Raw genomic sequence first — 19,316 nt, forward strand, 5'->3', positions numbered from 1 at the left:
GTGGTCATGCTGGGATCCATGAGGACCTATTCGCTCGATGACGTCCACGAGACACGCAAGCGGAGAGACTCCTGGTGGACCGTGTATTTCGTGGACCCGGTCGCCTGCCGGGTCGCCCTTCCCGTCGCCAACCACACCCGGCTGACGCCCAATGGGCTCACCGTGTTCTCGCTGGTCCTCGGCCTGGTGTCGGCCGTCTGTTTCGGACTGAACCAGCTCATAGCGGGCGCCGGCTTCTTCTATCTGAGCTTCATGATCGACTGCGTGGACGGCAAAATAGCCAGGCTCAAGGGCACAGGCACGCCCTTCGGCCTCTGGCTCGACTACGTGGGGGACCGGATCAGGGTGGTCCTGTGCGCCGGGGGACTGGCGTACGGGCAGTACACGCTGACCGGCGATGTGCGCTACATCGTGCTCGGCGCGGCGGTCGCCGTCCTGGACCTGTTCAGGTACGTCAACGCCCCGCAGATGAAGCGTGTGCGCGACGCCGTCAGGGAGGAGCGGCAGGACCCGGAGCCGGAGGAGGTGGACCCGCTGCTGGCGGGCCCGCTGGAGCCGGAGTCGCTGGGGCGGGCGCCCCGGTCACGCGTCTTCCGCTTCTTCAGGCGGCTCAACAGGTTCCTGGCCCGCCGCCGGGTGCGCTCGCACCTGGTGAGCGGTATCGAGTTCCACGCGGCGGTGTTCGTGATCGCGCCCCTTGCGGGGGCATGGGCGCTGATCCCGCTCGCCGTGTCGTCGGGAGCTCTGCTGCTCCTCAACGAGGTCTTCCTGGTCTACCGGATGTGGCTCTTCACACGCAGGCACGGCGTGGGCTCCTCTCAGGAGAGCCGAGAGCACGTTCTCGTCTAAGTTTTCGGGGGTTAGTACGACATGTCAGACCGACCAGTCTTCGTCATCGGATGCCCGCGGTCCGGCACCACGATGCTCCAGCTCATGCTCCACTCGCACCCCCACATGGCGGTGCCTCCGGAGACGCGCTTCCTCGTTCCCGCTTATTACCGCCGTCGCACGTGGGGCGACCTGCGGATCGACCAGCGCCGCCACGCTCTGGCGCAGTGGATCGCGACCGACCGCAGCACGAAGTTCCGCGAGCTCAAGATCGACAAGGACGAGTTCGTCCGGCAGGCCGTCGAGGGGCCCGGCTCGCTGGGCTCGGTGATCGGGACGGCCTTCCGCATGTACGCCGACCGCTTCGACAAGGCCCGCTGGGGCGACAAGCGGCCCAGCTACGTCAAGCAGGTGGACCTGCTGCTGCGGCTCTTTCCCGACGCCCAGTTCGTCCACCTCATCAGGGACGGCCGCGACTGCGTGGCCTCGCTGAAGGAGATGCCCTGGTACACCCTGGACTCCTTCCACGCGGTCTCCACCTGGGCCGAGGCCATTGACGCGGGCGGGCGGCTCAAGCGCACGCTGGACGCGGAGACGTACTTCGAACTGCGTTACGAGGACCTCACCGACGATCCGATGACCGAGCTGAAGAAGCTCTGCCACTTCCTGGACGAGGAGTTCTCGCCGTCCATGATCTCGCCGCGCGAGGCGGCCAGCATGGCGGTGCCGCAGCACAAGGTCTGGCACAGCAACACCCACCGCGAGGTCACCCGCAGCCGCGTCGGGAGCTGGGCGAACCGGCTGGACGACTGGGAGATCGCGCTGTGCGAGCACATGCTCGGCGATCGGCTGGAGTCCATGGGGTACGAGCTGACGGGCGCTCCCAAGCCGACCAAGGAGCACGTCATCGCCTGCCAGAAGACGATGCAGAAGCGTAAGGCCAGCCGCATGCGCAAGAGCATGCGCGACCGCCTCAACCGGCTGCGCGAGCCCAGTCCGGTGGGCGCCCTGCTCACCACCCGCCAGCGCTCCCTCGCTGGGGTGCCGCAACAGCGCAAGGAACTCACCGAGCCCGTCTGAACCCTCTGGGGAAGGGCTCAGCGGTCCAGGTGGGCGAACATCTGCTCCCAGCGGTCCAGGACGTGATCCAGACGGAAGGCCTCGGTGCGGGCGCGGGCGTCCGCGCCGAGGCGGCGGCGCTCCTCCTCGTCGCCCATCAGCCGCCCCAGTTCGGCGGCGAAGGCGTCCACGTCGCCGGGCGGCACCAGCACAGGACCCGTCGAGCGCACGCCGCCCGACACGTCGAAGGCCACCGACGGCACCCCGTGCGCCCCCGACTCCAGCAGCACGACGGGCAGGCCCTCGTGTTCGCTGGTCAGGCCCAGGATCGAGGCGGCGAGGTATTCGGCGGGCATCGCCGCGGCCGGCACCAGCCCCCTGAACACCACGCGGTCGGCCACGCCTTCATGCGAGGCGTGCGCGCGGAGCCGGTCCAGTTCGGCGCCGTCCCCGATGAGGTGCAGTTCCCACGGGGGCGGCGCGTCCGAGCGGGCGAACGCGCTGATCAGCCGGTCGAACCGCTTGACCCCTTCCAACCGGCCCACCCCGAGCACCCGCGGCGTCTCCAGCACCGACATCTCCGCGGGCCACTCCGCCAGCGGGTTCGGTAGCGCGCGGGCGTTGGGCAGCAGCGCGTGCTCGGAGAACTGCCAGGCGTCGTCCTCGCTGAGGAAGATCGCCTGGTCCAGCGCGGGGTAGTGGCGCCGGATCGAGGCCAGGTGCCAGCAGCCGCGGGCGTGGTCGTAGGAGCCGTGGTACTGCCCGATCGGCCGGAACGCGGCCGGCAGCAGCGCCGACACGCGGGCCACCACGGACGGCGACGTCATGATCGCGTAGCCGGGCCTGACGTCGGCGAACAGCCGCTTCAGCCGCCCGTTGGCGAGCCTGCGGGCCAGGGCGTTCTCCGCCGGGCGGCCGATCACGTGCTGGTGGTAGAGGGGCCGCTGCACGTACCGGAACGGCGCGGGGGAGCGGCGCAGGCCGATCACGTGCACCTCGTGCCCGCGCCCGGCCAGTCCCTGGGCGAGGGTGTGGGTGACCTGCTGGATGCCTCCGAGCGTGTCGGCGTCCAGGCAGGTGAAGACGACGCTCATCGGGCCTCCTCGAAGAAGTCCGTCACGATCATGGCTGAGGCGTCGCCGTGTTCGTCGGCGCACCACAGGTCGTGGAAGGCCGCGTACCGCTGGGCGTGGGACTCGTGCAGGGCGGGCAGGTCACGCAGGACGGTCACCAGGTCCTCGGTCGTCGTGACGCACGGCCCGGGGGCGATGGCCGGCAGGTCGTGGTAGACGCCGCGCTCGGAGAGCCGGTAGTCGTCCCAGTCGTCGATGAAGAAGATCATCGGCTTGCCGGTCAGCGCGTAGTCGCACATGACGGAGGAGTAGTCGGTCAGCAGCGCATCGGAGGCCAGCATCAGGTCGTTGATCTCCGGGTACGACCCGGCGGCTCGGACGAAGTGCCTGAGGTGCTCGGGCGGGGTGTAGCGCTCGACCGGATGCGTACGCAGCAGCACCACCCAGTCGTCGGCCAGCTCCTCGGCCAGGAGCTCCAGATCCACCCGGATGGACCTGCCGCTCTTCTTCGCGCTATCCCGATAAGTAGGCGCATAAAGCAGGACCTGTCGCCCGGGTGGCACCTCCAGCCGCCGCAACACCTCACGAGACGGCTCAGCCCGGACGAGCGCGTCGCACCGGGGCGTCCCGCACCGGTACACCTTGCCCGAGTACCCGTTCGACGGCAGGAACACCCGCGAGAACTCCGCGCTCGGCGACACCAGCGCGTCCCACCGCGCGACGGCCGCCCGCCACCGCGCCCTCGGTTCGTCGAAGTCGCCACGCAGGTCGGGCGCGTCGAAGCCGATCGACTTGATCCCCTGCCCGTGCCACGTCTGCAGGTAGCGGGTGCCCCGGGGCTTGGGATAGTCCAGCGGGAACCCGTGGCTGTCCACCCAGATCCCGGCCCTGGCCATCGTGTAGACGTAACGCCAGCTCCCCCTGCGCACGAGGCGTACGCCGGAGGGGAAGTTCTTGCGCCCCTTGGCCACCGACCAGACCACCTCGATCGGCAGCCCACGCCGCCGCAGCTCCTCGTAGATGGCCCGCGGGCTGCCGCTGTAGCCCTTGCCGACGTCCGACTCGAACAGCGCCAGGTTTCTCCGGCGCGGCAGCACTCTGATCAGCACCTTGTACGCCCGCAACTTGGTCTTCTGCGTGCTGAGCCGCTTCACCATCCGCCGCCACCGCGACTTGGCGGCGGAGCCGGACCGCACGCACAGGTAGGCGGCGTACCCCTCGGTCCTGATCGTGCCCCCGGGCAGCTCGATCGGCTCGGTGCGCGGATCGGCGATGATCCGGTCGGTCGTGGTGTGTCCGTCGGAGGTCCTGGTGAACCCGATGCGCGGGTCGCACTTGCCCGAGGGCGTGAAGGTGACCCGGCTGACGTACCCGCCCTCGTCCGACGGCTCCGGCTCGATCGGGATCCGCTTCTTGCCGAGTTTCAGGAACGCCGTCCAGTCGGGCGGCAGCACGCCGAACGGGTCGTAGGTGCGCACGGTCATCCGCACCCGCCCGCCGTCGGTGGACAGGGCCGCCACCTCGTGCCGCAGCCGGGAGTCCGAGAAGGGCAGCTCCGCCAGGCGCAGCCTGGTGATGTCGAGGTCGGGGGAGGCCGACGTGCCCCAGTAGGTCCGCCCGCCGAGCTGCACGGCCGCCCGCGGCGCGGCCCGCTGCCCGGTGAGCGAGCCGGCCGCCATCCGCAGGTCCTCGATCCGGTCGTCCAGGATGAACCGGCAGCAGACCCGTTCCAGCGGATCGAGGCGCTCGAACACCTCGTCGGGGATCTCCTCCAGGTACGGCCGCACCACCGAGGCGAACTCCTTGACCCACACCAGGTCCCGCTCGGGCAGCGGGTTGAGGTAGACCCGCAGGTCCTGGCGCAGGAACCGGTGCTGCCTGTGCGGCACCAGATCGGCGGCCCCGCGCTCGCGCAGCAGGTCGTCGCTCAGCCGCGCCGCGATCACCCGCTGCCGCACGTTGTCCAGGTCGTCGATGCGCAGCGAGATCGAGTCGTTCGCTTCCGCCCGGTGCCAGTGGTAGACCACCCAGGGCACGATCGCGAACCTGCGCGCCACCGCGTAGAGCTCGGCCGCGAAGACGTGGTCCTCGTAGTGGATGTCCTCGGGGAAGCGCAGGTTGTTGTCCCGTAGCCGGCTGACGTCGTAGAGCTTGTTGGTGCTGAAGGAGTCGAGAAACAGCTCGGGCTCCTCCCGGATGTCCTCGACCACCCGCCGCCGGGCGAACAACGACGGATAGTACGGCCGCAGCCGCCCGCTCGACTCGTGCAGCCGCGAGATCTGCCCCGCCACGAAGTCGGCCCCGGTCCGCTCGATCTCGCCGAGCAGGCTCTTGCACGCGTGCCTGGGCAACTCGTCGTCGCTGTCGAGGAACATGACGTACGGGGAGGTCGCCGCGTCGATCCCGTCGTTGCGCGGCGCCCCGCATCCGCCGCTGTTGACCGGCCTGCGCAGATAGCGCACCCGGGGATCGGCCTGCGCGAGCCGTCGTGCCACCCGAGGCGTGCCGTCCGTGCTCGCGTCGTCGGCGATGATCACTTCGAGGTCGCGCAACGACTGCCGGAGCACGGAACGCACGGCCCTGGGCAGGCGGTCCGCGTCGTTGTAGGTGATGACGACCACGGTGCAGTCCGGCATCCCACGTCCCCCCAGATAGTCCTGCCTGCGGGAATGGCACTTCCCCCACGAGGGGGGAAGTGTCCGGACTTGAGGGAGTATTTGCCGAAAATCAGCGCATAAGACGACGGATTACCCAGGCGAGAATCAGCAGCCCCACGAGTATGCCCGCGATCGGCGCCAGCCGCTTCAGCAGCGGTTGCCCGGCGATCTCCAGCAGGTCGAGCGCCTCCTCGTCGGGCGTGCGCGAGGTGCGCAGCGTGCCCGCCGGGCGCGCGTCCTGCTGCTCGGGCACCGGCACCGCGCTCAGATGCCGCTCCTCCTCCTGCCCCTGCCCCTGCACGGGGGTGGGCTCGACCGTGGACTCGGAGAGCAACGCGGCCAGGTTGGTGGCGAACCTCTCGATCAGCTTGCCGCCGACCTCGGCCATGACCCCCCGCCCGAACTGGGCGGGCCGTCCCGTCACGTTGAACGTCGTCTCCACGGTCACCAGCGTGGCCTCGTCACGCTCCTGCATGCGCGCCTTGACCGTGGCGGCGGCCGTGCCGGAACCCCTGGCCTCCTTGCCCGTCGCCTGGATGCTGAGCGAGTAGGAGTCCTTGTCCACGTCCTCGAACCTGGCAGAGCCCCGGTAGGTGACCGTGATCGGGCCGACCTTGACCTTCATCCTGCCGGTGAACTCATCGCCCTCGAAGATGTCCAGCGTCGCCCCGGGTAGACACGGCGCGACCCGTTCGACGTCGAGCAGCACGGCCCAGGCCTGCTCGATCGCTACGGGAACAGTGAACTCGTGCTCGAACCGCATCGCCATCGATTCGCTCCTTGTCCGATGCCTGTGACCATATGCCGCGACGGGGGCCCCTCGGAAGAGGTGCCCCCGTCACAGAGTCAGGGCGATCCGGCCGCCACCCGTACCGCGCGATGGGTCAGGACCCTGGCCAGATGCCGGCGGTAGTCCGCCTGAGCATGCAGATCGGCCTGCGGGGAGGTGCCGGCCGCCGCCTCCTGGCAAGCCTGGCGTACCTGGTCTCCCAGCTCGGCGCCCTGCAGGGCCGCCTCGGTGGCGCGGGCGCGCAGGGGCGTCGGCCCCATGCAGGTCAGCCCGATCCTGGCCTCGGCGATCGAACCGTTGGAGCGCCTGACGGCCGCGGCCACGCCGACCACCGCCCACGCCTGCGCGGTCGTGTGGAACTTCTCGTAGTGGAAGCCCCACCCCGCGCCCAGCTTCGGGATCTTCACCCCGGCCAGGATCTCGCCCTGCCGCAGCGACGACTCCAGGTAGTCGACGAAGAACTCGGCGGCCGGGATCTCCCGCTCACCCTGGGCCGAGGCGGCCACGAACACCCCCTCCAGCGCCAGCACCACGGCCGGCAGGTCACCGGCCGGGTCCGCGTGGGCCAGCGAACCGCCGAACGTGCCCCGGTGCCTGATCGCCGGATCGGCCACCTGGGCCGTGGCCAGCGCCAGCAGGGGGCAGCCCGCGTCCACCACGGGGGAGCGCATGACCTCGTCGTGCGTGGTCATGGCGCCGATGAAGACATGGTCGCCGCGGTCGGACACGCCCTTCAGCCCGTCCAGCCGGCCGACGTCCACCAGCTTCGACGGGTAGGCCAGCCGCAGCCGGAGCAGCGGCAGCAACGACTGTCCGCCGGCCAGGACCTTGGCGTCCTCGTCGGATTCGAGCTCCCGGCACGCCTGCGCGAGCGAGTCCGGGCGTACGTAGTCGAACTGCGCGGGGATCATCGCCCCCCTCCTTCCGCGGACTGGATGGCCCGCCAGACGCGTTCCGGCGTGCACGGCATCCGCACGTCCTGGACGCCGCGCGGGCGCAGGGCGTCCACGATCGCGTTCACCACGGCCGGGGTCGAGGCGATCGTGCCCGCCTCGCCGACGCCCTTGGCGCCCAGCGGGTTGCTGGTCGCCGGGGACTCGGTCCTGTCGAGGGTGAAGTTCGGCAGGTCGGAGGCCGACGGCAGCAGGTAGTCGGCCATGGTGGTGGTCACCAGGTTGCCCTCGGAGTCGTACACGCCCTCCTCGAACAGCGCCTGCGCGATGCCCTGCGCGATGCCGCCGTGCAACTGGCCGTTGACGATCATGGGGTTGACGACCTTGCCGATGTCGTCCACCGCCACGTACGAGCGGATGTGCGCCTTGCCCGTCTCGGTGTCCACCTCCACCGCGCACAGGTGGGTGCCGTGCGGGAAGGAGTAGTTCTCCGGGTCGAACGTGGCATCGGAGTCGAGCCTCGCCTCCACCCCTTCCGGCAGGTCGTGCGCGGTGAACGCCGCGTACGCCAGCTCCTGGATGGTCTTGCTCGACTCGGTGCCCCGCACCTTGAACGCCCCGTCCTCGAACTCCAGGTCGTCGGGCGAGCACTCCAGCATGTACGCGGCCAGCTTGCGAGCCTTCTCCCTGACCTTCTCGGCCGCCTTGAGCACCGCCACACCGCCGATGACCAGGGAGCGCGAGCCGTAGGTGTCCATGCCCTTGGGGGCGATCGCCGTGTCTCCATGCAGCACCGCGACGTCCTCGAACGGCACGCCGAGCGCGTCGGCCACGATCTGGCTCCACGACGTCACATGGCCCTGCCCGTGCGGCGAGCTGCCGGTGATGACCTCGACCTTGCCGGTGGCCAGCATGCGCACCGAGCCGTGCTCCCAGCCGCCGGCGCCGAAGTTCGCCGCCGCGAGCAGCCGGGAGGGGGCCAGGCCGCACATCTCCGTGTACGTGCTGACGCCGATCCCGAGCTGCACAGGGTCGCCCCTGTCACGCCGGTCGGCCTGCTCGGCCCGGAGCTTGTCGTAGCCGAACATCGACATCGCCCGGTCCGTGGCCGCCTCGTAGTTGCCCGAGTCGTAGGTCAGGCCCGAGATCGTGGTGAACGGGAACTCCTCGTGCCTGATCCAGTTGCGCTTGCGCACCTCCAGCGGGTCCATCCGCACCGCCGCCGCCAGCTCGTCCATCATCCGCTCGATGAGGAACGTGGCCTCGGGACGCCCCGCGCCCCGGTAGGCGTCCGTGGGCATCTTGGTGGTGAACACGCCCGCGCAGGAGAACTCGTACGCGTCCATCTTGTAGATCGCGTTGCACATGGTCGCGCCCAGCAGCGGGACGCCCGGCGTGAGCAACATCAGGTACGCGCCCATGTCGGCCAGCAGGCGCACCTGCAGCCCCCGCAGCCGCCCGTCGGCGTCGGCGGCCACCCGGACGTGCTGGAGCTGGTCCCGGCCGTGGTGCACGGTCAGGTTGCCCTCGGAGCGGGACTCGGTCCACTTGACCGGCTTGCCCAGCCTGCGGGCCAGCAGCAGGCAGAGCACCTCCTCCGCGGTGACCTGCAACTTCGAGCCGAACCCGCCGCCCACGTCGGGCGCGATCACGCGGATCCGGTGCTCCGGAATGCCGGTGACCACGGCCAGCATGACCCGCAACACGTGCGGGATCTGCGTGGAGGTCCACAGGGTGAACGACTCGCCGTCGGTGTCGGCCAGGATCGCCCGCGGCTCCATCGCGCTCGGGATGAGCCGCTGCTGGACGAAGGTCCGGTCGATGACGACGGGCGCGTCCCTGAACGCGGCCTCGATGTCACCGAAGTTGACCTGCATCTCGTACGCCTTGTTGCCCGCCTCGTGCACCTTCGGGCTGTCCGCTTCGAGCGCCCGCGTCATGTCGACCACGGCCGGCAACGGCTCGTAGTCGACCTCGATCGCCTCCAGCGCGTCGGCCGCGCGGTAGCGGTCGGTCGCGATCACACAGGCCACGGCCTCGCCGACGTAGCGCACCTCGGAGTGCGCCATCGGCGGGTGATCCGGGATGACGATGTCCTCGGTGACCGGCCACGCGCACGGCAGGCTGCCCTGCTCCGCGGCGAGATCCGAGCCGCTGAAGGCCGCCACCACCCCCGGCATCCCGCGTGCCCCCGACACGTCGACCCGGGTGATCCTGGCGTGCGCCATCGGGCTGCGCAGGAACGTCACGTGCAGCATGCCCGGGCGCGTGAGGTTGTCCGTCCACTGGGTGCGCCCCGTCAGCAGCCGGGCATCCTCCTTGCGCTTACGCGGTCGCCCTACTTCCTGGACGGTCATGGCGTGCTCACCGCCTGACCCATCTCCTGGGCGCCCCTGCGTACGGCGCTCACGATGTTGCAGTATCCGGTGCAGCGGCAGAGGTTGCCCTCCAGGCCCTCGCGGATCGTCTCCTCCGACGGCTCGGGGTCCTCCCTGAGCAGGTCTATCGCGGCCATGACCATGCCGGGCGTGCAGTAGCCGCACTGCAGGGCGTGCTCTTCGTGGAAGGCCCGCTGCATCGGGTGCATCGAGCCGTTGGCGCCCAGGCCCTCGATGGTGACCACGTCGCAACCATCGGCCTGGACCGCGAGCACCGAGCAGCTCTTGGCGGTCTTGCCGTCGAGCATGACCGTGCACGCGCCGCAGTTGCTGGTGTCGCAGCCGATCGGCGTGCCGGTCTTGCCCAGTCGTTCTCGTAGCAGGTGAACGAGCAGGAGTCGCGGCTCGACGTCCTCCTCATACTTGATCCCGTCGACAGTGACGGTGATTCGGGGCATACGTCCTCCCTCAGGAGCAGGGGGAAAGGCGGACACTCCGAACCTACGCCGGTGTTTTTCCCGGTCAAGGGTTGATTTACGGACTCACTTGCCCCGGACCACCCGCGCGACGATCGCCACCAGCCCTGCGAAGGCCAATCCCAGCACCATGACCCCGACCAGGACCAGCGGGTCCGTGATCGCGCGTGTCACTACCAAAATGCCCAGAACGACGAAGAGCGCGCCGCTCAGCAGGGCCATCCAGTCGGTCCTGTGCAGGCGCCTACGGCGCTCGACGTCACGCGGCACGCCGCACCTCCATGTCGCCGACGCCACCCTTCAGGTTCAGCACGATGGTGGAGAGCTTGCCCTCCGGCTTGACCTCGGGCTGCAGCACCTTGTCCAGGCGCACGTCCAGGCCGCCCTTGAGCGTCTGGTCGAGCACGATGTCGCCGATCTTGTTGGTGGCGTGCACCTCCACCCTGGCCGTCGATGGCACGATCACGACGAGTTCGCCCGCCGAGACCGCGGCGTTGAACGTCACCTCCGTGCCCGGCGGCAGCTTCAACTCCGACAGGTCCAGCCGGCCGTCGCCCACCCCCACGTCGTAGAGCCGGGCGGCCTCCGCCACACTGGTCGGGGCCCATTCCGACGGGCCGATGTTCCTGGGCATACCGCCGAGCATCAGCCCCACGCCCACGATCAGCGCCACCGCGGTGCCCGCGGCCACCAGGCCCGCGCCGCGACCCCACCAGGCGGCGACCAGCAGGCCGGCGCCGAGGGTGATGAGCATGGCGCCGCCGACGATGGTCGGGCTCACTCCGGCGGCCGACCTGGCTTGGACGGCCACGACGATCCCTCCAATGATGATTGCCAGCAAGATGGTGATGGCGCCGATGAACGATCTCGGCCGGCGTTCCCGCTTGGGCACCGGGGCGCCGTACAGGACGGGGTCGTACGGCGAGTAGCCGCCGGGCCGTTTGGCCGGGTCGAGGGGCTGGTAGGGGCCGTTCGGGGCGTAGGGCTCGCCGTAGCTGGCGTAGTCGACCGCGGTCGGGGGGCTGGGGCGGTAGGAGGGCTTCTGGTACGGCGGCACCGCGTGCTGCGCGGTCACCGCCTCCGCCGACATCTGCCGCTGCTCCTCATCCTGCTGCTGGGCCTGACGGGAGCGGATGGCCGCGTCACGTACGCTCTCCGCGGCCTCGCGCAGATCCCTGACCTGGGGCTCTTCCGGCGTCTCGGCTTTTTCGCCCACTGGCGTCTGGTACGAGGGTTTTTCGTCCGCCGGCGTCGCGTACGAGGTCGTTTCGCTCACCGGCGTCTCGTACGGGGTCTTGCCGCTCACCGGTGACGCTTCGCGCGACTCTTCGCGTGACTCTTCGCGCGCCGGAGCCACGGCGGGCTCTTGGGGGCGTGGCACCGCGGTGGTCGGCGGGGCGGGCTCGGGGGCTCGGACCGGAGGGGCCTGTTCCGTGCTGCGATAGGAGGCCGCCGCGGGCGCCGCGCCCCTGCGCCTGCTCAGCCGCTCCGGCATCGACCGCGCCAGCCCCAGGAGATCCACCCCGCTGGAGTGCGCGGCCAGCAGCGCCACAGCCAGGAACACCGCCACCACCAGCGTGCCCGTGTCGAGCCACACGGTCGCCAGGTTGAGCGCGAAACCGAACGCCAGCACCGCCGTCAGCAGCGCCATCACGGCCTCGGCGTCGAAGTCGCGCCGCGTCCACTGCTCGATGATCCCCGGCTTGCCGTTCGGCTCCTTCATCAGCAGGAACGCCGCGAGGTAGAGAAACAGCCCGATGCCGGAGCCGAGCAGGAGCACCGCGAAGCCCGCGCGGAACACCACCGGGTCGATGCCGGTGTGCCGCCCGAGGCCCGCGCACACGCCCATGAGGAAGCGCCCCTCGCCGCTGCGTCGCAGCTCTCGGTGGGCGGCGGGGTGCCTGGGCGGAGCTTCTGTCATGCCTACCATCGTGGACCTAAGGGCGGTGTGCCCGCATCCGGGACACCCCTGACCCGACCCGGGGGTTGTTCCCTGATGCCGGTTTGGCCCCCGACATGTGACTATGGCCATGTTATGGCTGACCAGAAGACTCTCGCCGAGCAGAGCGGCGACACGCCCTACCGCCGGATGTTGCGCCCCATGGAGGGCCGCCTGCTCGGCGGCGTCGCCCAGGGGCTCGCGGCGCAGCTCAAGCTTGACCCGGTGGTGGTCAGGCTCATGTTCGTGCTGCTCACCGTTGTGCAGGGGGTCGGCGCGGTGGCGTACGCGGTGTTGTGGATGGTCACCCCGCGGCAGCCGTACCAGGGGGCCCAGCCGCAGCGGGACTGGAGCCAGCTCGCCGCGTTCAGCGCGATCGGGGTGGCTTTGCTGGCGTTCGGCTGGCTGACGGGTGCCTCGCAAGGAGGCATCGGCATGCTGCCGTTCGCTGTGGGCGGAATCGGCGCGCTGATCCTCTGGCAACAGGCCGATCCGGAACGCCGCAAGGGCTGGGTGAGCGGCGCGGCGCTCAGCATCAGGAAGAACCGGGTACGCACGCTGGTCGGCATCGCCCTGGTCGTGATCGGCGGGGCCGGCTTCCTGGCCGCGGAGGGCGAGCTGCCCCAGGTCAGGGACAGCCTGCTGTTCACCGTCGTGGTGGTCGGCGGCCTGGCGGTCATCGCCACGCCCTGGCTGGCCGGCCTGTGGAAAGAGCTGCAACTGGAGCGGCGCGAGCGCATCAGGCAGGAGGAGCGGGCCGAGGTGGCTGCCATGGTGCACGACTCGGTGCTGCACACGCTCACGCTGATCCAGCGCGTCGCCCACGACCAGCGCGAGGTCTCCCGCCTGGCCCGTTCGCAGGAGCGCGAGCTGCGCAACTGGCTCTACCAGCCCGCCCAGGACGCCGACGCGACCGTGGCGGCGGGCGTGCGCAGGATCGCGGCGGAGGAGGAGGACGCGCACGGCGTGCCCATCGAAGTCGTCTGCGTCGGCGACATCCCCTTCGACTCGGCCGGCAAGCTCGCGGCCATGTTGAAGGCGTCCCGGCAGGCGATGGTCAACTCGGCCAAATACTCTGAGAGTCCTTCTATTTCCGTCTACGCGGAAGTAGAGGGTGAAGAGGTCACGATTTTCGTGAAGGATCGGGGCAAGGGGTTCGACCTTGAGGCGATACCGCTCGACCGGATGGGCATCAGGGAGTCCATCATCGGCAGAATGGAACGTCACGGAGGCACGGCCCGCATACGTACCGAGCCGGGTGAGGGCACCGAAGTGATGCTGACGATGAAGGTGGAGAAGGCATGACGCGCGTACTGATCGTCGATGATCATCGCTTGTTCCGATCGGGTGTGCGCGCCGAACTGGGCGACTCCATCGAGGTGGTCGGCGAGGCCGAGGACGTCGACACGGCGGTCAAGGCGATCGCCGAGCACCAGCCCGACGTGGTGCTGCTGGACGTGCACATGCCCGGAGGCGGCGGGCAGGAGGTGCTGCGCCGGGTCCTGGGCGCCGGCTCCCAGGTCCGCTTCCTGGCGCTGTCGGTGTCCGACGCGGCCGAGGACGTCATCGGCGTGATCAGGGGCGGGGCCCGCGGCTACGTGACCAAGAACATCAGCGGCAAGGAACTGACCGACGCCATCCGCCGGGTGGCCGACGGGGACGCGGTGTTCTCGCCACGGCTGGCGGGGTTCGTGCTGGACGCGTTCGCCAACTCCGAGGCGCCGTCGATCGATCCGGAGCTCGACTCGCTGACGCAGCGGGAGCGGGAGGTGCTGCGGTTGATCGCGCGGGGGTACGCGTACAAGGAGATCGCCAAAGAGCTGTTCATCTCGGTCAAGACCGTCGAGACGCATGTCTCTTCTGTGCTGCGCAAGCTCCAGCTCTCCAACCGCCACGAGCTCTCCCGCTGGGCGACCGCTCGCCGGCTCGTTTGAAGATCTTTCCATCCTTCACGCGCTGCCGTGGCCACCCACCCGCCGCACTCCGGCTGACGGCCTTCCAGGAAACGCCCTCTGACCCTTCACCGGTGGCCCGCCGCTACGCGAGCCCACCTTGCCCGGTTTCCTGGTCGATTTTGACCGTTACGGGATAGTTATCGGCATTTGTAGACCAAATGCCCGTCTCATTTGTCTCACAAGGAGGTAGTCAAAGCACTAAGCCCAGGAGTAACCCCTTTGAAGCGCGTCACCCGGATGCTTCCGGCATTGGTCGCCCTCGTCGTCGCGACGAGCTGCGCGTTCTCCGCGACCGCGACCGCCGCCACCGCTCCGGCGAAGAAGGTCAAGCTCGACATCGCCGACATCACGCCCATGAGCGAGAAGAGCGAGAAGGTCGGCGTCGGGTTCCCGATCATCGTCACCTTCGACCGCGACGTCAAAGACAAGGCGGCCGTCGAAGCGCTGCTGGACGTCGAGGCCGACAAACCGGTCGATGGGGCGTGGCGCTGGGTGTCCCCGCGCAAGGTCATCTACCGGACGAAGACGTACTGGAAGCCGAACCAGAAGGTGCTCTTCACCGCGCGGCTGTCCGAACTGCCCGGCAACAGCGAGGCCAAGGACACCTCCCGCCGGTTCGCCGTCGGCGCGCAGAACATCTCCGTGGTCGACACGCGCAAGCACGTGATGAAGGTCTACCGCAACGGCAAGCTGGCCAAGAAGATCCCGATCAGCGCCGGCCGGGGCGGGCTGCCCCAGAACGGCGTGGACGTCTACCTCACCACCAGCGGCACGCACCTCACCATGGGCAAGAAGGCCGTCGAGACCATGACCTCCTCCTGGATGGGCGTGACGGACCCCAAGGACCCTCGCTACTACAAGGAGGAGATCCCGTGGGCGGTGCGCATCTCCGACAGCGGCGAGTACGTGCACCAGAGCGCCGGCTACTACCAGTACCTCGGCCGCTCCAACCAGAGCCACGGCTGTGTCCGCGCCACTCCGGCCGGGGCCAAGTGGTTCTACACCATCGCCCAGCGCGGTGACGTCGTCAAGATCACCGGGACCAAGCGCAAGCTCCAGTGGAACAACGGCTGGAGCTACTGGCAGCTCAACTGGACCCAGTGGAAGAAGGGCAGCGCCCTGAAGAGCTGACCTTCCCTTCCCGAACAGGGGCCGTTACCGGCCCCTCCCAGAGCCGGGGCCGCTCCCAGCAGGGGGCGGCCCCGTCCACTTGCTACCCGTCCACGTGCTTCGGGGGTGTTACAGCTTCTCCAGCGGCGCGTACGCCAGCAGCAGCGTCTTCTCCCCGCTGCTCCCGAAGTCGATCTTGACCTTGGTCTTCTCCGCCACCCCGTCCACGGACACCACCGTGCCCAGCCCGAACGCGTCATGCGACACCCGATCGCCGGGCGTCAGCGAAGGCACCTTCCGCCCGCCGCTCTTGGCCGGGGCAGCCGGGCGCGCCGGCTCGCGGCGGGTGGCGGCGCTCCAGGCGGACTTCTCCGGGTCGGTACGCCAGTCCATCAGCTTACCCGGCACCTCGTTGACGAAGCGCGAGGCCGGATTGAACGCCGGCGCACCCCAGGAGCTGCGCACGGCCGCCCGGGTGATGTAGAGCCGCTGCTGCGCCCGGGTGATGCCCACGTAGGCCAGCCGCCGCTCCTCCTCCAGCTCCTTGGGCTCGCCCAGTGACCGCACGTGCGGGAACACGCCGTCCTCCATGGCGGTCAGGAACACGACCGGGAACTCCAGCCCCTTGGCGGTGTGCAGGGTCATCAACGTGACCACCCCCTGCCCGCCGTCGGCGTCGGGGATCTGGTCGGCGTCGGCCACCAGCGACACCTGCTCCAGGAACTCCACCAGCGTGCCCTCCGGGTTGGCGTCCTCGAACTCGGAGGCCACGGAGATCAGCTCGTTGAGGTTTTCCAGGCGGGACTCGTCCTGCGGGTCCTCCGAGGCTTCCAGCTCGGCGCGGTAGCCGGTGGAGACCAGGATCTCCTCGGCCAGCGCCGACGGCGGCATGCCCTCACCCTTGGCGATCAGCTCGTCGATCAGCGCGACGAACTCGCGTACGGCGTTGAGTGAGCGCGTGGCCATGCCGTACGCCTCGTCGGCCCGGTGCAGCGCGTCCCAGAACGAGATGCGCTCGCGCGTGGACAGCGCCTCGATCATGGCCTCGGCCCGGTCGCCGATGCCGCGCTTGGGCACGTTGAGAATGCGCCGCAGGGACACCACGTCGGCCGGGTTGGCCAGCACCCGCAGGTAGGCCAGCAGGTCCTTGACCTCCTTGCGCTCGTAGAAGCGCACACCCCCGACCACCTTGTACGGCAGCCCGGTGCGAATGAAGATCTCCTCGAACACCCGGGAGGCCGCGTTGGTCCGGTAGAAGACCGCGACGTCGCCCGGCCTCACGTCCTCCTCGTCGCTGAGCCGGTCGACCTCCTGGGCCACGAACATGGCCTCGTCGTGCTCGTTGTCGGCCACATAACCCACGATCTGGGCCCCGTCGCCCTGGTCGGACCAGAGGTTCTTGGGCTTGCGCGACTCGTTGCGCGAGATCACGGCGTTGGCGGCGGCCAAAATGTTCTGTGTCGAGCGGTAGTTCTGCTCCAGCAGGATCGTCCGGGCGTCGGGGTAGTCGCGCTCGAACTCCAGGATGTTGCGGATCGTCGCGCCCCGGAAGGCGTAGATGGACTGGTCGGCGTCGCCCACCACGCACAACTCCGACATGTCGGCGCCCGAGCGCACGAGATCCCCGTCGGTCGTGCGCAGCTCGGGATGCCCCACCAGCTCCCTGATCAGGATGTATTGGGCGTGGTTGGTGTCCTGGTATTCGTCGACCAGCACGTGCCTGAACCGCATCCGGTAGTGCTCGGCCACGTCGGGGAAGAGCTGGAACAACGTCACCGTGTTCATGATGATGTCGTCGAAGTCCATCGCCCCGGCCTCGGTCAGCTTGAGCTGATAGGCCTTGTACGCCTGCGCGAGCGTCTTCTCCAGGTGCGAGCCCGCCCGATCCAGCGCCGTCTCGTAGTCGACCAGCTCATTCTTGAAGTTGCTGACCTGCGCCGAGAACGAACGCGGCGGGTAACGCTTCGGGTCGAGCTCCATCTCCCTGCAGACCATGGCCATCAGCCGCTGCGAGTCGGCCTGGTCGTAGATCGAGAAACTGGAGGGGAAGCCCAGCCGCTTGGCCTCGCGCCGCAGGATCCGCATGCAGGCGCTGTGGAACGTCATCACCCACATCGCCCTGGCGCGCGGACCGACCAGCTTGTCGATCCGCTCCTTCATCTCCTTGGCGGCCTTGTTGGTGAACGTGATCGCCAGGATCTCGCCCGGATGCACGTCACGCTCGGCCAGCAGATAGGCGATGCGGTGCGTGAGCACCCGCGTCTTTCCGGACCCCGCCCCGGCCACGATGAGCAGCGGACTGCCGTGATGGATCACGGCCTCGCGCTGTTGCGGGTTGAGGCCGTCGAGCAAGGGCTGGTCAACAGAGGCTTGGGTCGGCACGTACCCAGGTTAAGGCGCGCCACCGACAATCGGCGCCCGGAATGCCATCGCCGGGGTCCCGGTTGTCCTCCATGGAAGGTCCAGAAAAGGGGAGTCATGCTGCCGGAGAACGAGATCAACAGGGTGCTCGTCGTGACCGCCCACCCAGACGACGCCGACTTCGGCTCGGCGGGAAGCGTGGCACTGTTCGTGGACAGGGGCGTGGAGGTCACCTACCTGCTGGCCACCGATGGTGACGCGGGGGGCAACGAGCGTACCTTGGACAATTCCGGCATGGCGGAGCTGCGCAGAACCGAGCAACTCGCCGCCGCCAAGGCCGTCGGGGTTACGGACGTGCGCTTCCTCGGCTACTCCGACGGCCAGGTGGTGCCCTCGCTGGAGCTCAGGCGCGCCATCGCCAGAGTGATCCGGCAGGTCAGGCCGGACCTGGTCATCACCCACCATCCGGACCGCAACTACCAGTTCATCGCCCCCAGCCATCCCGACCACCGCGCCGTGGGCGGCGCCGCCCTGGACGCGGTCTATCCGGACGCGCGCAATCCGTACGCGTTCCCGGAGCTGATCAAGGAGGAGGGGCTGGAGGCGTGGACCGTCCGTGAGGTGTGGCTGAACGGCGGCTCCACTCCCAACCACTGGGTGGACATCACCGAGGCCATGGACCGCAAGCTCGCGGCCTTGCAGTCGCATGTGAGCCAGGTTGCACACGTGGAGGGATTCGCCGACTTCGTCAAGAGCCGCTTCGCCTCCTGGGCCAAGCAGGCCGGCTTCGGCGAGGACCGCTACGCGGAAGGCTTCCAGGTGGTCACCACGGCTTAGGGGACCGAACCAGGTGGCACCGGCTCCCGTGTGGTCACCACCGGCTTAGGGGGCCGACTAGGTGGCACCGGCTCCCAGGTGGTCACCACCGGCTTAGGGGACCGAACCAGGCGGCACCGGCTCCCAGGTGGACGCCACCGGCTTAAGGGACCGAACCAGGCGGCACCACCCACAATGACGGTTGCCCGGTCACCTCCGAAATGATGTCGAAGGCGTGCCCGTAGTGCAGGATCGTCGCCCCGTGCACCTCGGCACAGGCGGCGATCAGCAGCTCGTTCGGGCCGATTCCACGGTGCTGGGAGATCTCGACGAGCTGCCGCTGTACGACCAACGCCCGCGTCTGCACCTCCTGGTCCACGGGGAGCAGCACGCACTGACGCTGCGCGTGCAGGATGCGCTGGTAGTGGGGGAGGTCCCGGGCGCTGTAGAGCACCTCCAGATCGATGACACTGCAGGTCGCCACCGCCCGCGCCGCGTAGAGCGGCTGGATGGCCTTGGCGACCACGTCACTGACCCGGATGCGGGCCAGCGCGCTCTTGTCGAGGAGATACATCAGTCCTGTCGTCGCCACGTGTGCTTCGTGACCTCGGGATCCAGTAGGTCCCTGCTCCCCTCCGTGCGCCAGAACTCGAACGCCCTGATCGCACCCAGCCTTTCCGCGTCCCTGTCGACGACTGCTCGCAGCGCGGCGTGGACCGTTTCTCTCATGGTCGGCGTACCTAGCTTCTGCTGGGCCGCTTCCAAGAGCTCCTTGTCGATGTCGATTACTGTACGCATGCAACGCCACCTCCGTACCTCCGGCTTTAAGTGATTTCGTGATCTTGGATAGGCGCGCACATCTCAAGTAGACGCGGCCTTCGAGATGTGGCGTCTCGCAGACGTTAAGGCCTGGACAGGCGCGGGGTGCGGGGGAAGCGGGTGGGCGGGGGAGAAAACCCTGCCGGCGGGCGAAAACCTTCA

The 19,316-nt window shown here is 69.0% G+C and carries 17 protein-coding genes; 6 read left to right on the plus strand and 11 right to left on the minus strand.

Annotation, left to right across the window (positions count from 1 at the left end):
- The first annotated feature begins 18 nt into the window (after positions 1 to 18).
- Positions 19 to 849 (plus strand): CDP-alcohol phosphatidyltransferase family protein, encoded by an 831-nt coding sequence (locus tag ACFPZ3_RS55170; protein ID WP_379522475.1) that lies wholly within the window; start codon positions 19 to 21, stop codon positions 847 to 849.
- A 21-nt stretch (positions 850 to 870) separates the two neighbouring features.
- On the plus strand, positions 871 to 1,908 hold the full coding sequence (locus ACFPZ3_RS55175) for a sulfotransferase family protein (protein WP_379522476.1): 1,038 nt from the start codon (positions 871 to 873) through the stop codon (positions 1,906 to 1,908).
- A gap of 17 nt (positions 1,909 to 1,925) precedes the next feature.
- Here ACFPZ3_RS55175 and ACFPZ3_RS55180 read toward each other — a convergent pair whose 3' ends face one another.
- The 8 genes from ACFPZ3_RS55180 to ACFPZ3_RS55215 all read right to left on the minus strand — a co-directional run bounded on the left by ACFPZ3_RS55180 (position 1,926) and on the right by ACFPZ3_RS55215 (position 12,075).
- Complete coding sequence (locus tag ACFPZ3_RS55180; protein ID WP_379522477.1) at positions 1,926 to 2,981, minus strand: glycosyltransferase; 1,056 nt, start codon at positions 2,979 to 2,981, stop codon at positions 1,926 to 1,928.
- Positions 2,978 to 5,596: a bifunctional glycosyltransferase/CDP-glycerol:glycerophosphate glycerophosphotransferase gene (locus ACFPZ3_RS55185; RefSeq protein WP_379522478.1), complete on the minus strand. Its 2,619-nt coding sequence runs from the start codon at positions 5,594 to 5,596 to the stop codon at positions 2,978 to 2,980. The genes ACFPZ3_RS55180 and ACFPZ3_RS55185 overlap by 4 nt, the downstream gene beginning before the upstream one ends.
- A gap of 91 nt (positions 5,597 to 5,687) precedes the next feature.
- Positions 5,688 to 6,386 (minus strand): SRPBCC family protein, encoded by a 699-nt coding sequence (locus ACFPZ3_RS55190; protein WP_379522479.1) that lies wholly within the window; start codon positions 6,384 to 6,386, stop codon positions 5,688 to 5,690.
- 77 nt (positions 6,387 to 6,463) lie between these two features.
- Positions 6,464 to 7,318 (minus strand): FAD binding domain-containing protein, encoded by an 855-nt coding sequence (locus tag ACFPZ3_RS55195; RefSeq protein WP_379522480.1) that lies wholly within the window; start codon positions 7,316 to 7,318, stop codon positions 6,464 to 6,466.
- Positions 7,315 to 9,657: a xanthine dehydrogenase family protein molybdopterin-binding subunit gene (locus ACFPZ3_RS55200; protein ID WP_379522481.1), complete on the minus strand. Its 2,343-nt coding sequence runs from the start codon at positions 9,655 to 9,657 to the stop codon at positions 7,315 to 7,317. The genes ACFPZ3_RS55195 and ACFPZ3_RS55200 overlap by 4 nt, the downstream gene beginning before the upstream one ends.
- Positions 9,654 to 10,136 carry a (2Fe-2S)-binding protein gene (locus ACFPZ3_RS55205; RefSeq protein ID WP_379522482.1) on the minus strand — a complete coding sequence of 161 codons (483 nt, stop codon included), beginning with the start codon at positions 10,134 to 10,136 and terminating at the stop codon, positions 9,654 to 9,656. The genes ACFPZ3_RS55200 and ACFPZ3_RS55205 overlap by 4 nt, the downstream gene beginning before the upstream one ends.
- 84 nt (positions 10,137 to 10,220) lie before the next feature.
- Positions 10,221 to 10,424 carry a hypothetical protein gene (locus ACFPZ3_RS55210; protein ID WP_379522483.1) on the minus strand — a complete coding sequence of 68 codons (204 nt, stop codon included), beginning with the start codon at positions 10,422 to 10,424 and terminating at the stop codon, positions 10,221 to 10,223.
- Positions 10,414 to 12,075, minus strand: coding sequence for a PspC domain-containing protein (locus tag ACFPZ3_RS55215; protein WP_379522484.1), 1,662 nt, complete (start codon positions 12,073 to 12,075; stop codon positions 10,414 to 10,416). Before ACFPZ3_RS55215 ends, ACFPZ3_RS55210 begins: the two co-directional genes overlap by 11 nt.
- A 114-nt stretch (positions 12,076 to 12,189) precedes the next feature.
- On the opposite strand from ACFPZ3_RS55215, the gene ACFPZ3_RS55220 reads away from it, so the two are divergent.
- The 3 genes from ACFPZ3_RS55220 (at position 12,190) to ACFPZ3_RS55230 (ending at position 15,179) form a co-directional block, all read left to right on the plus strand.
- The gene (locus tag ACFPZ3_RS55220) at positions 12,190 to 13,398 is read left to right on the plus strand and encodes an ATP-binding protein (protein ID WP_379522485.1); all 1,209 of its coding nucleotides are present in this window, start codon (positions 12,190 to 12,192) and stop codon (positions 13,396 to 13,398) included.
- The gene (locus ACFPZ3_RS55225; RefSeq protein WP_379522486.1) at positions 13,395 to 14,027 is read left to right on the plus strand and encodes a response regulator; all 633 of its coding nucleotides are present in this window, start codon (positions 13,395 to 13,397) and stop codon (positions 14,025 to 14,027) included. The genes ACFPZ3_RS55220 and ACFPZ3_RS55225 overlap by 4 nt, the downstream gene beginning before the upstream one ends.
- A gap of 240 nt (positions 14,028 to 14,267) precedes the next feature.
- Positions 14,268 to 15,179 carry a L,D-transpeptidase gene (locus ACFPZ3_RS55230; protein ID WP_379522487.1) on the plus strand — a complete coding sequence of 304 codons (912 nt, stop codon included), beginning with the start codon at positions 14,268 to 14,270 and terminating at the stop codon, positions 15,177 to 15,179.
- Between the two features lie 108 nt (positions 15,180 to 15,287).
- Here ACFPZ3_RS55230 and pcrA read toward each other — a convergent pair whose 3' ends face one another.
- Entirely contained in the window at positions 15,288 to 17,540 is a 2,253-nt protein-coding gene (gene pcrA / locus ACFPZ3_RS55235) for a DNA helicase PcrA (protein WP_465263595.1), read from the minus strand.
- Positions 17,541 to 17,636: 96 nt separating this feature from the next.
- Between pcrA and ACFPZ3_RS55240 the strand changes: the two genes are divergently transcribed.
- Positions 17,637 to 18,356, plus strand: coding sequence for a PIG-L deacetylase family protein (locus ACFPZ3_RS55240; RefSeq protein WP_379522488.1), 720 nt, complete (start codon positions 17,637 to 17,639; stop codon positions 18,354 to 18,356).
- A 142-nt stretch (positions 18,357 to 18,498) separates the two neighbouring features.
- Here ACFPZ3_RS55240 and ACFPZ3_RS55245 read toward each other — a convergent pair whose 3' ends face one another.
- Both ACFPZ3_RS55245 and ACFPZ3_RS55250 read right to left on the minus strand, forming a co-directional pair.
- Positions 18,499 to 18,927 carry a PIN domain-containing protein gene (locus ACFPZ3_RS55245; RefSeq protein WP_379522489.1) on the minus strand — a complete coding sequence of 143 codons (429 nt, stop codon included), beginning with the start codon at positions 18,925 to 18,927 and terminating at the stop codon, positions 18,499 to 18,501.
- Positions 18,909 to 19,133 carry a type II toxin-antitoxin system VapB family antitoxin gene (locus ACFPZ3_RS55250; protein WP_379522490.1) on the minus strand — a complete coding sequence of 75 codons (225 nt, stop codon included), beginning with the start codon at positions 19,131 to 19,133 and terminating at the stop codon, positions 18,909 to 18,911. Before ACFPZ3_RS55250 ends, ACFPZ3_RS55245 begins: the two co-directional genes overlap by 19 nt.
- Between the last annotated feature and the right edge of the window lie 183 nt (positions 19,134 to 19,316).

The organism is Nonomuraea insulae, assembly GCF_042656245.1.

What these genes read in the sequence shown, in the direction of transcription:
- ACFPZ3_RS55225 (WP_379522486.1), top strand. Translation starts at nt 13,395, where the DNA reads ATGACGCGCGTACTGATCGTCGATGATCATCGCTTGTTCCGATCGGGT.
- ACFPZ3_RS55195 (WP_379522480.1), bottom strand. Translation starts at nt 7,318, where the DNA reads ATGATCCCCGCGCAGTTCGACTACGTACGCCCGGACTCGCTCGCGCAG.
- ACFPZ3_RS55215 (WP_379522484.1), bottom strand. Translation starts at nt 12,075, where the DNA reads ATGACAGAAGCTCCGCCCAGGCACCCCGCCGCCCACCGAGAGCTGCGA.
- ACFPZ3_RS55240 (WP_379522488.1), top strand. Translation starts at nt 17,637, where the DNA reads ATGCTGCCGGAGAACGAGATCAACAGGGTGCTCGTCGTGACCGCCCAC.
- ACFPZ3_RS55220 (WP_379522485.1), top strand. Translation starts at nt 12,190, where the DNA reads ATGGCTGACCAGAAGACTCTCGCCGAGCAGAGCGGCGACACGCCCTAC.
- ACFPZ3_RS55200 (WP_379522481.1), bottom strand. Translation starts at nt 9,657, where the DNA reads ATGACCGTCCAGGAAGTAGGGCGACCGCGTAAGCGCAAGGAGGATGCC.
- ACFPZ3_RS55170 (WP_379522475.1), top strand. Translation starts at nt 19, where the DNA reads ATGAGGACCTATTCGCTCGATGACGTCCACGAGACACGCAAGCGGAGA.
- ACFPZ3_RS55190 (WP_379522479.1), bottom strand. Translation starts at nt 6,386, where the DNA reads ATGGCGATGCGGTTCGAGCACGAGTTCACTGTTCCCGTAGCGATCGAG.
- ACFPZ3_RS55205 (WP_379522482.1), bottom strand. Translation starts at nt 10,136, where the DNA reads ATGCCCCGAATCACCGTCACTGTCGACGGGATCAAGTATGAGGAGGAC.
- ACFPZ3_RS55185 (WP_379522478.1), bottom strand. Translation starts at nt 5,596, where the DNA reads ATGCCGGACTGCACCGTGGTCGTCATCACCTACAACGACGCGGACCGC.
- ACFPZ3_RS55250 (WP_379522490.1), bottom strand. Translation starts at nt 19,133, where the DNA reads ATGCGTACAGTAATCGACATCGACAAGGAGCTCTTGGAAGCGGCCCAG.
- ACFPZ3_RS55175 (WP_379522476.1), top strand. Translation starts at nt 871, where the DNA reads ATGTCAGACCGACCAGTCTTCGTCATCGGATGCCCGCGGTCCGGCACC.
- ACFPZ3_RS55180 (WP_379522477.1), bottom strand. Translation starts at nt 2,981, where the DNA reads ATGAGCGTCGTCTTCACCTGCCTGGACGCCGACACGCTCGGAGGCATC.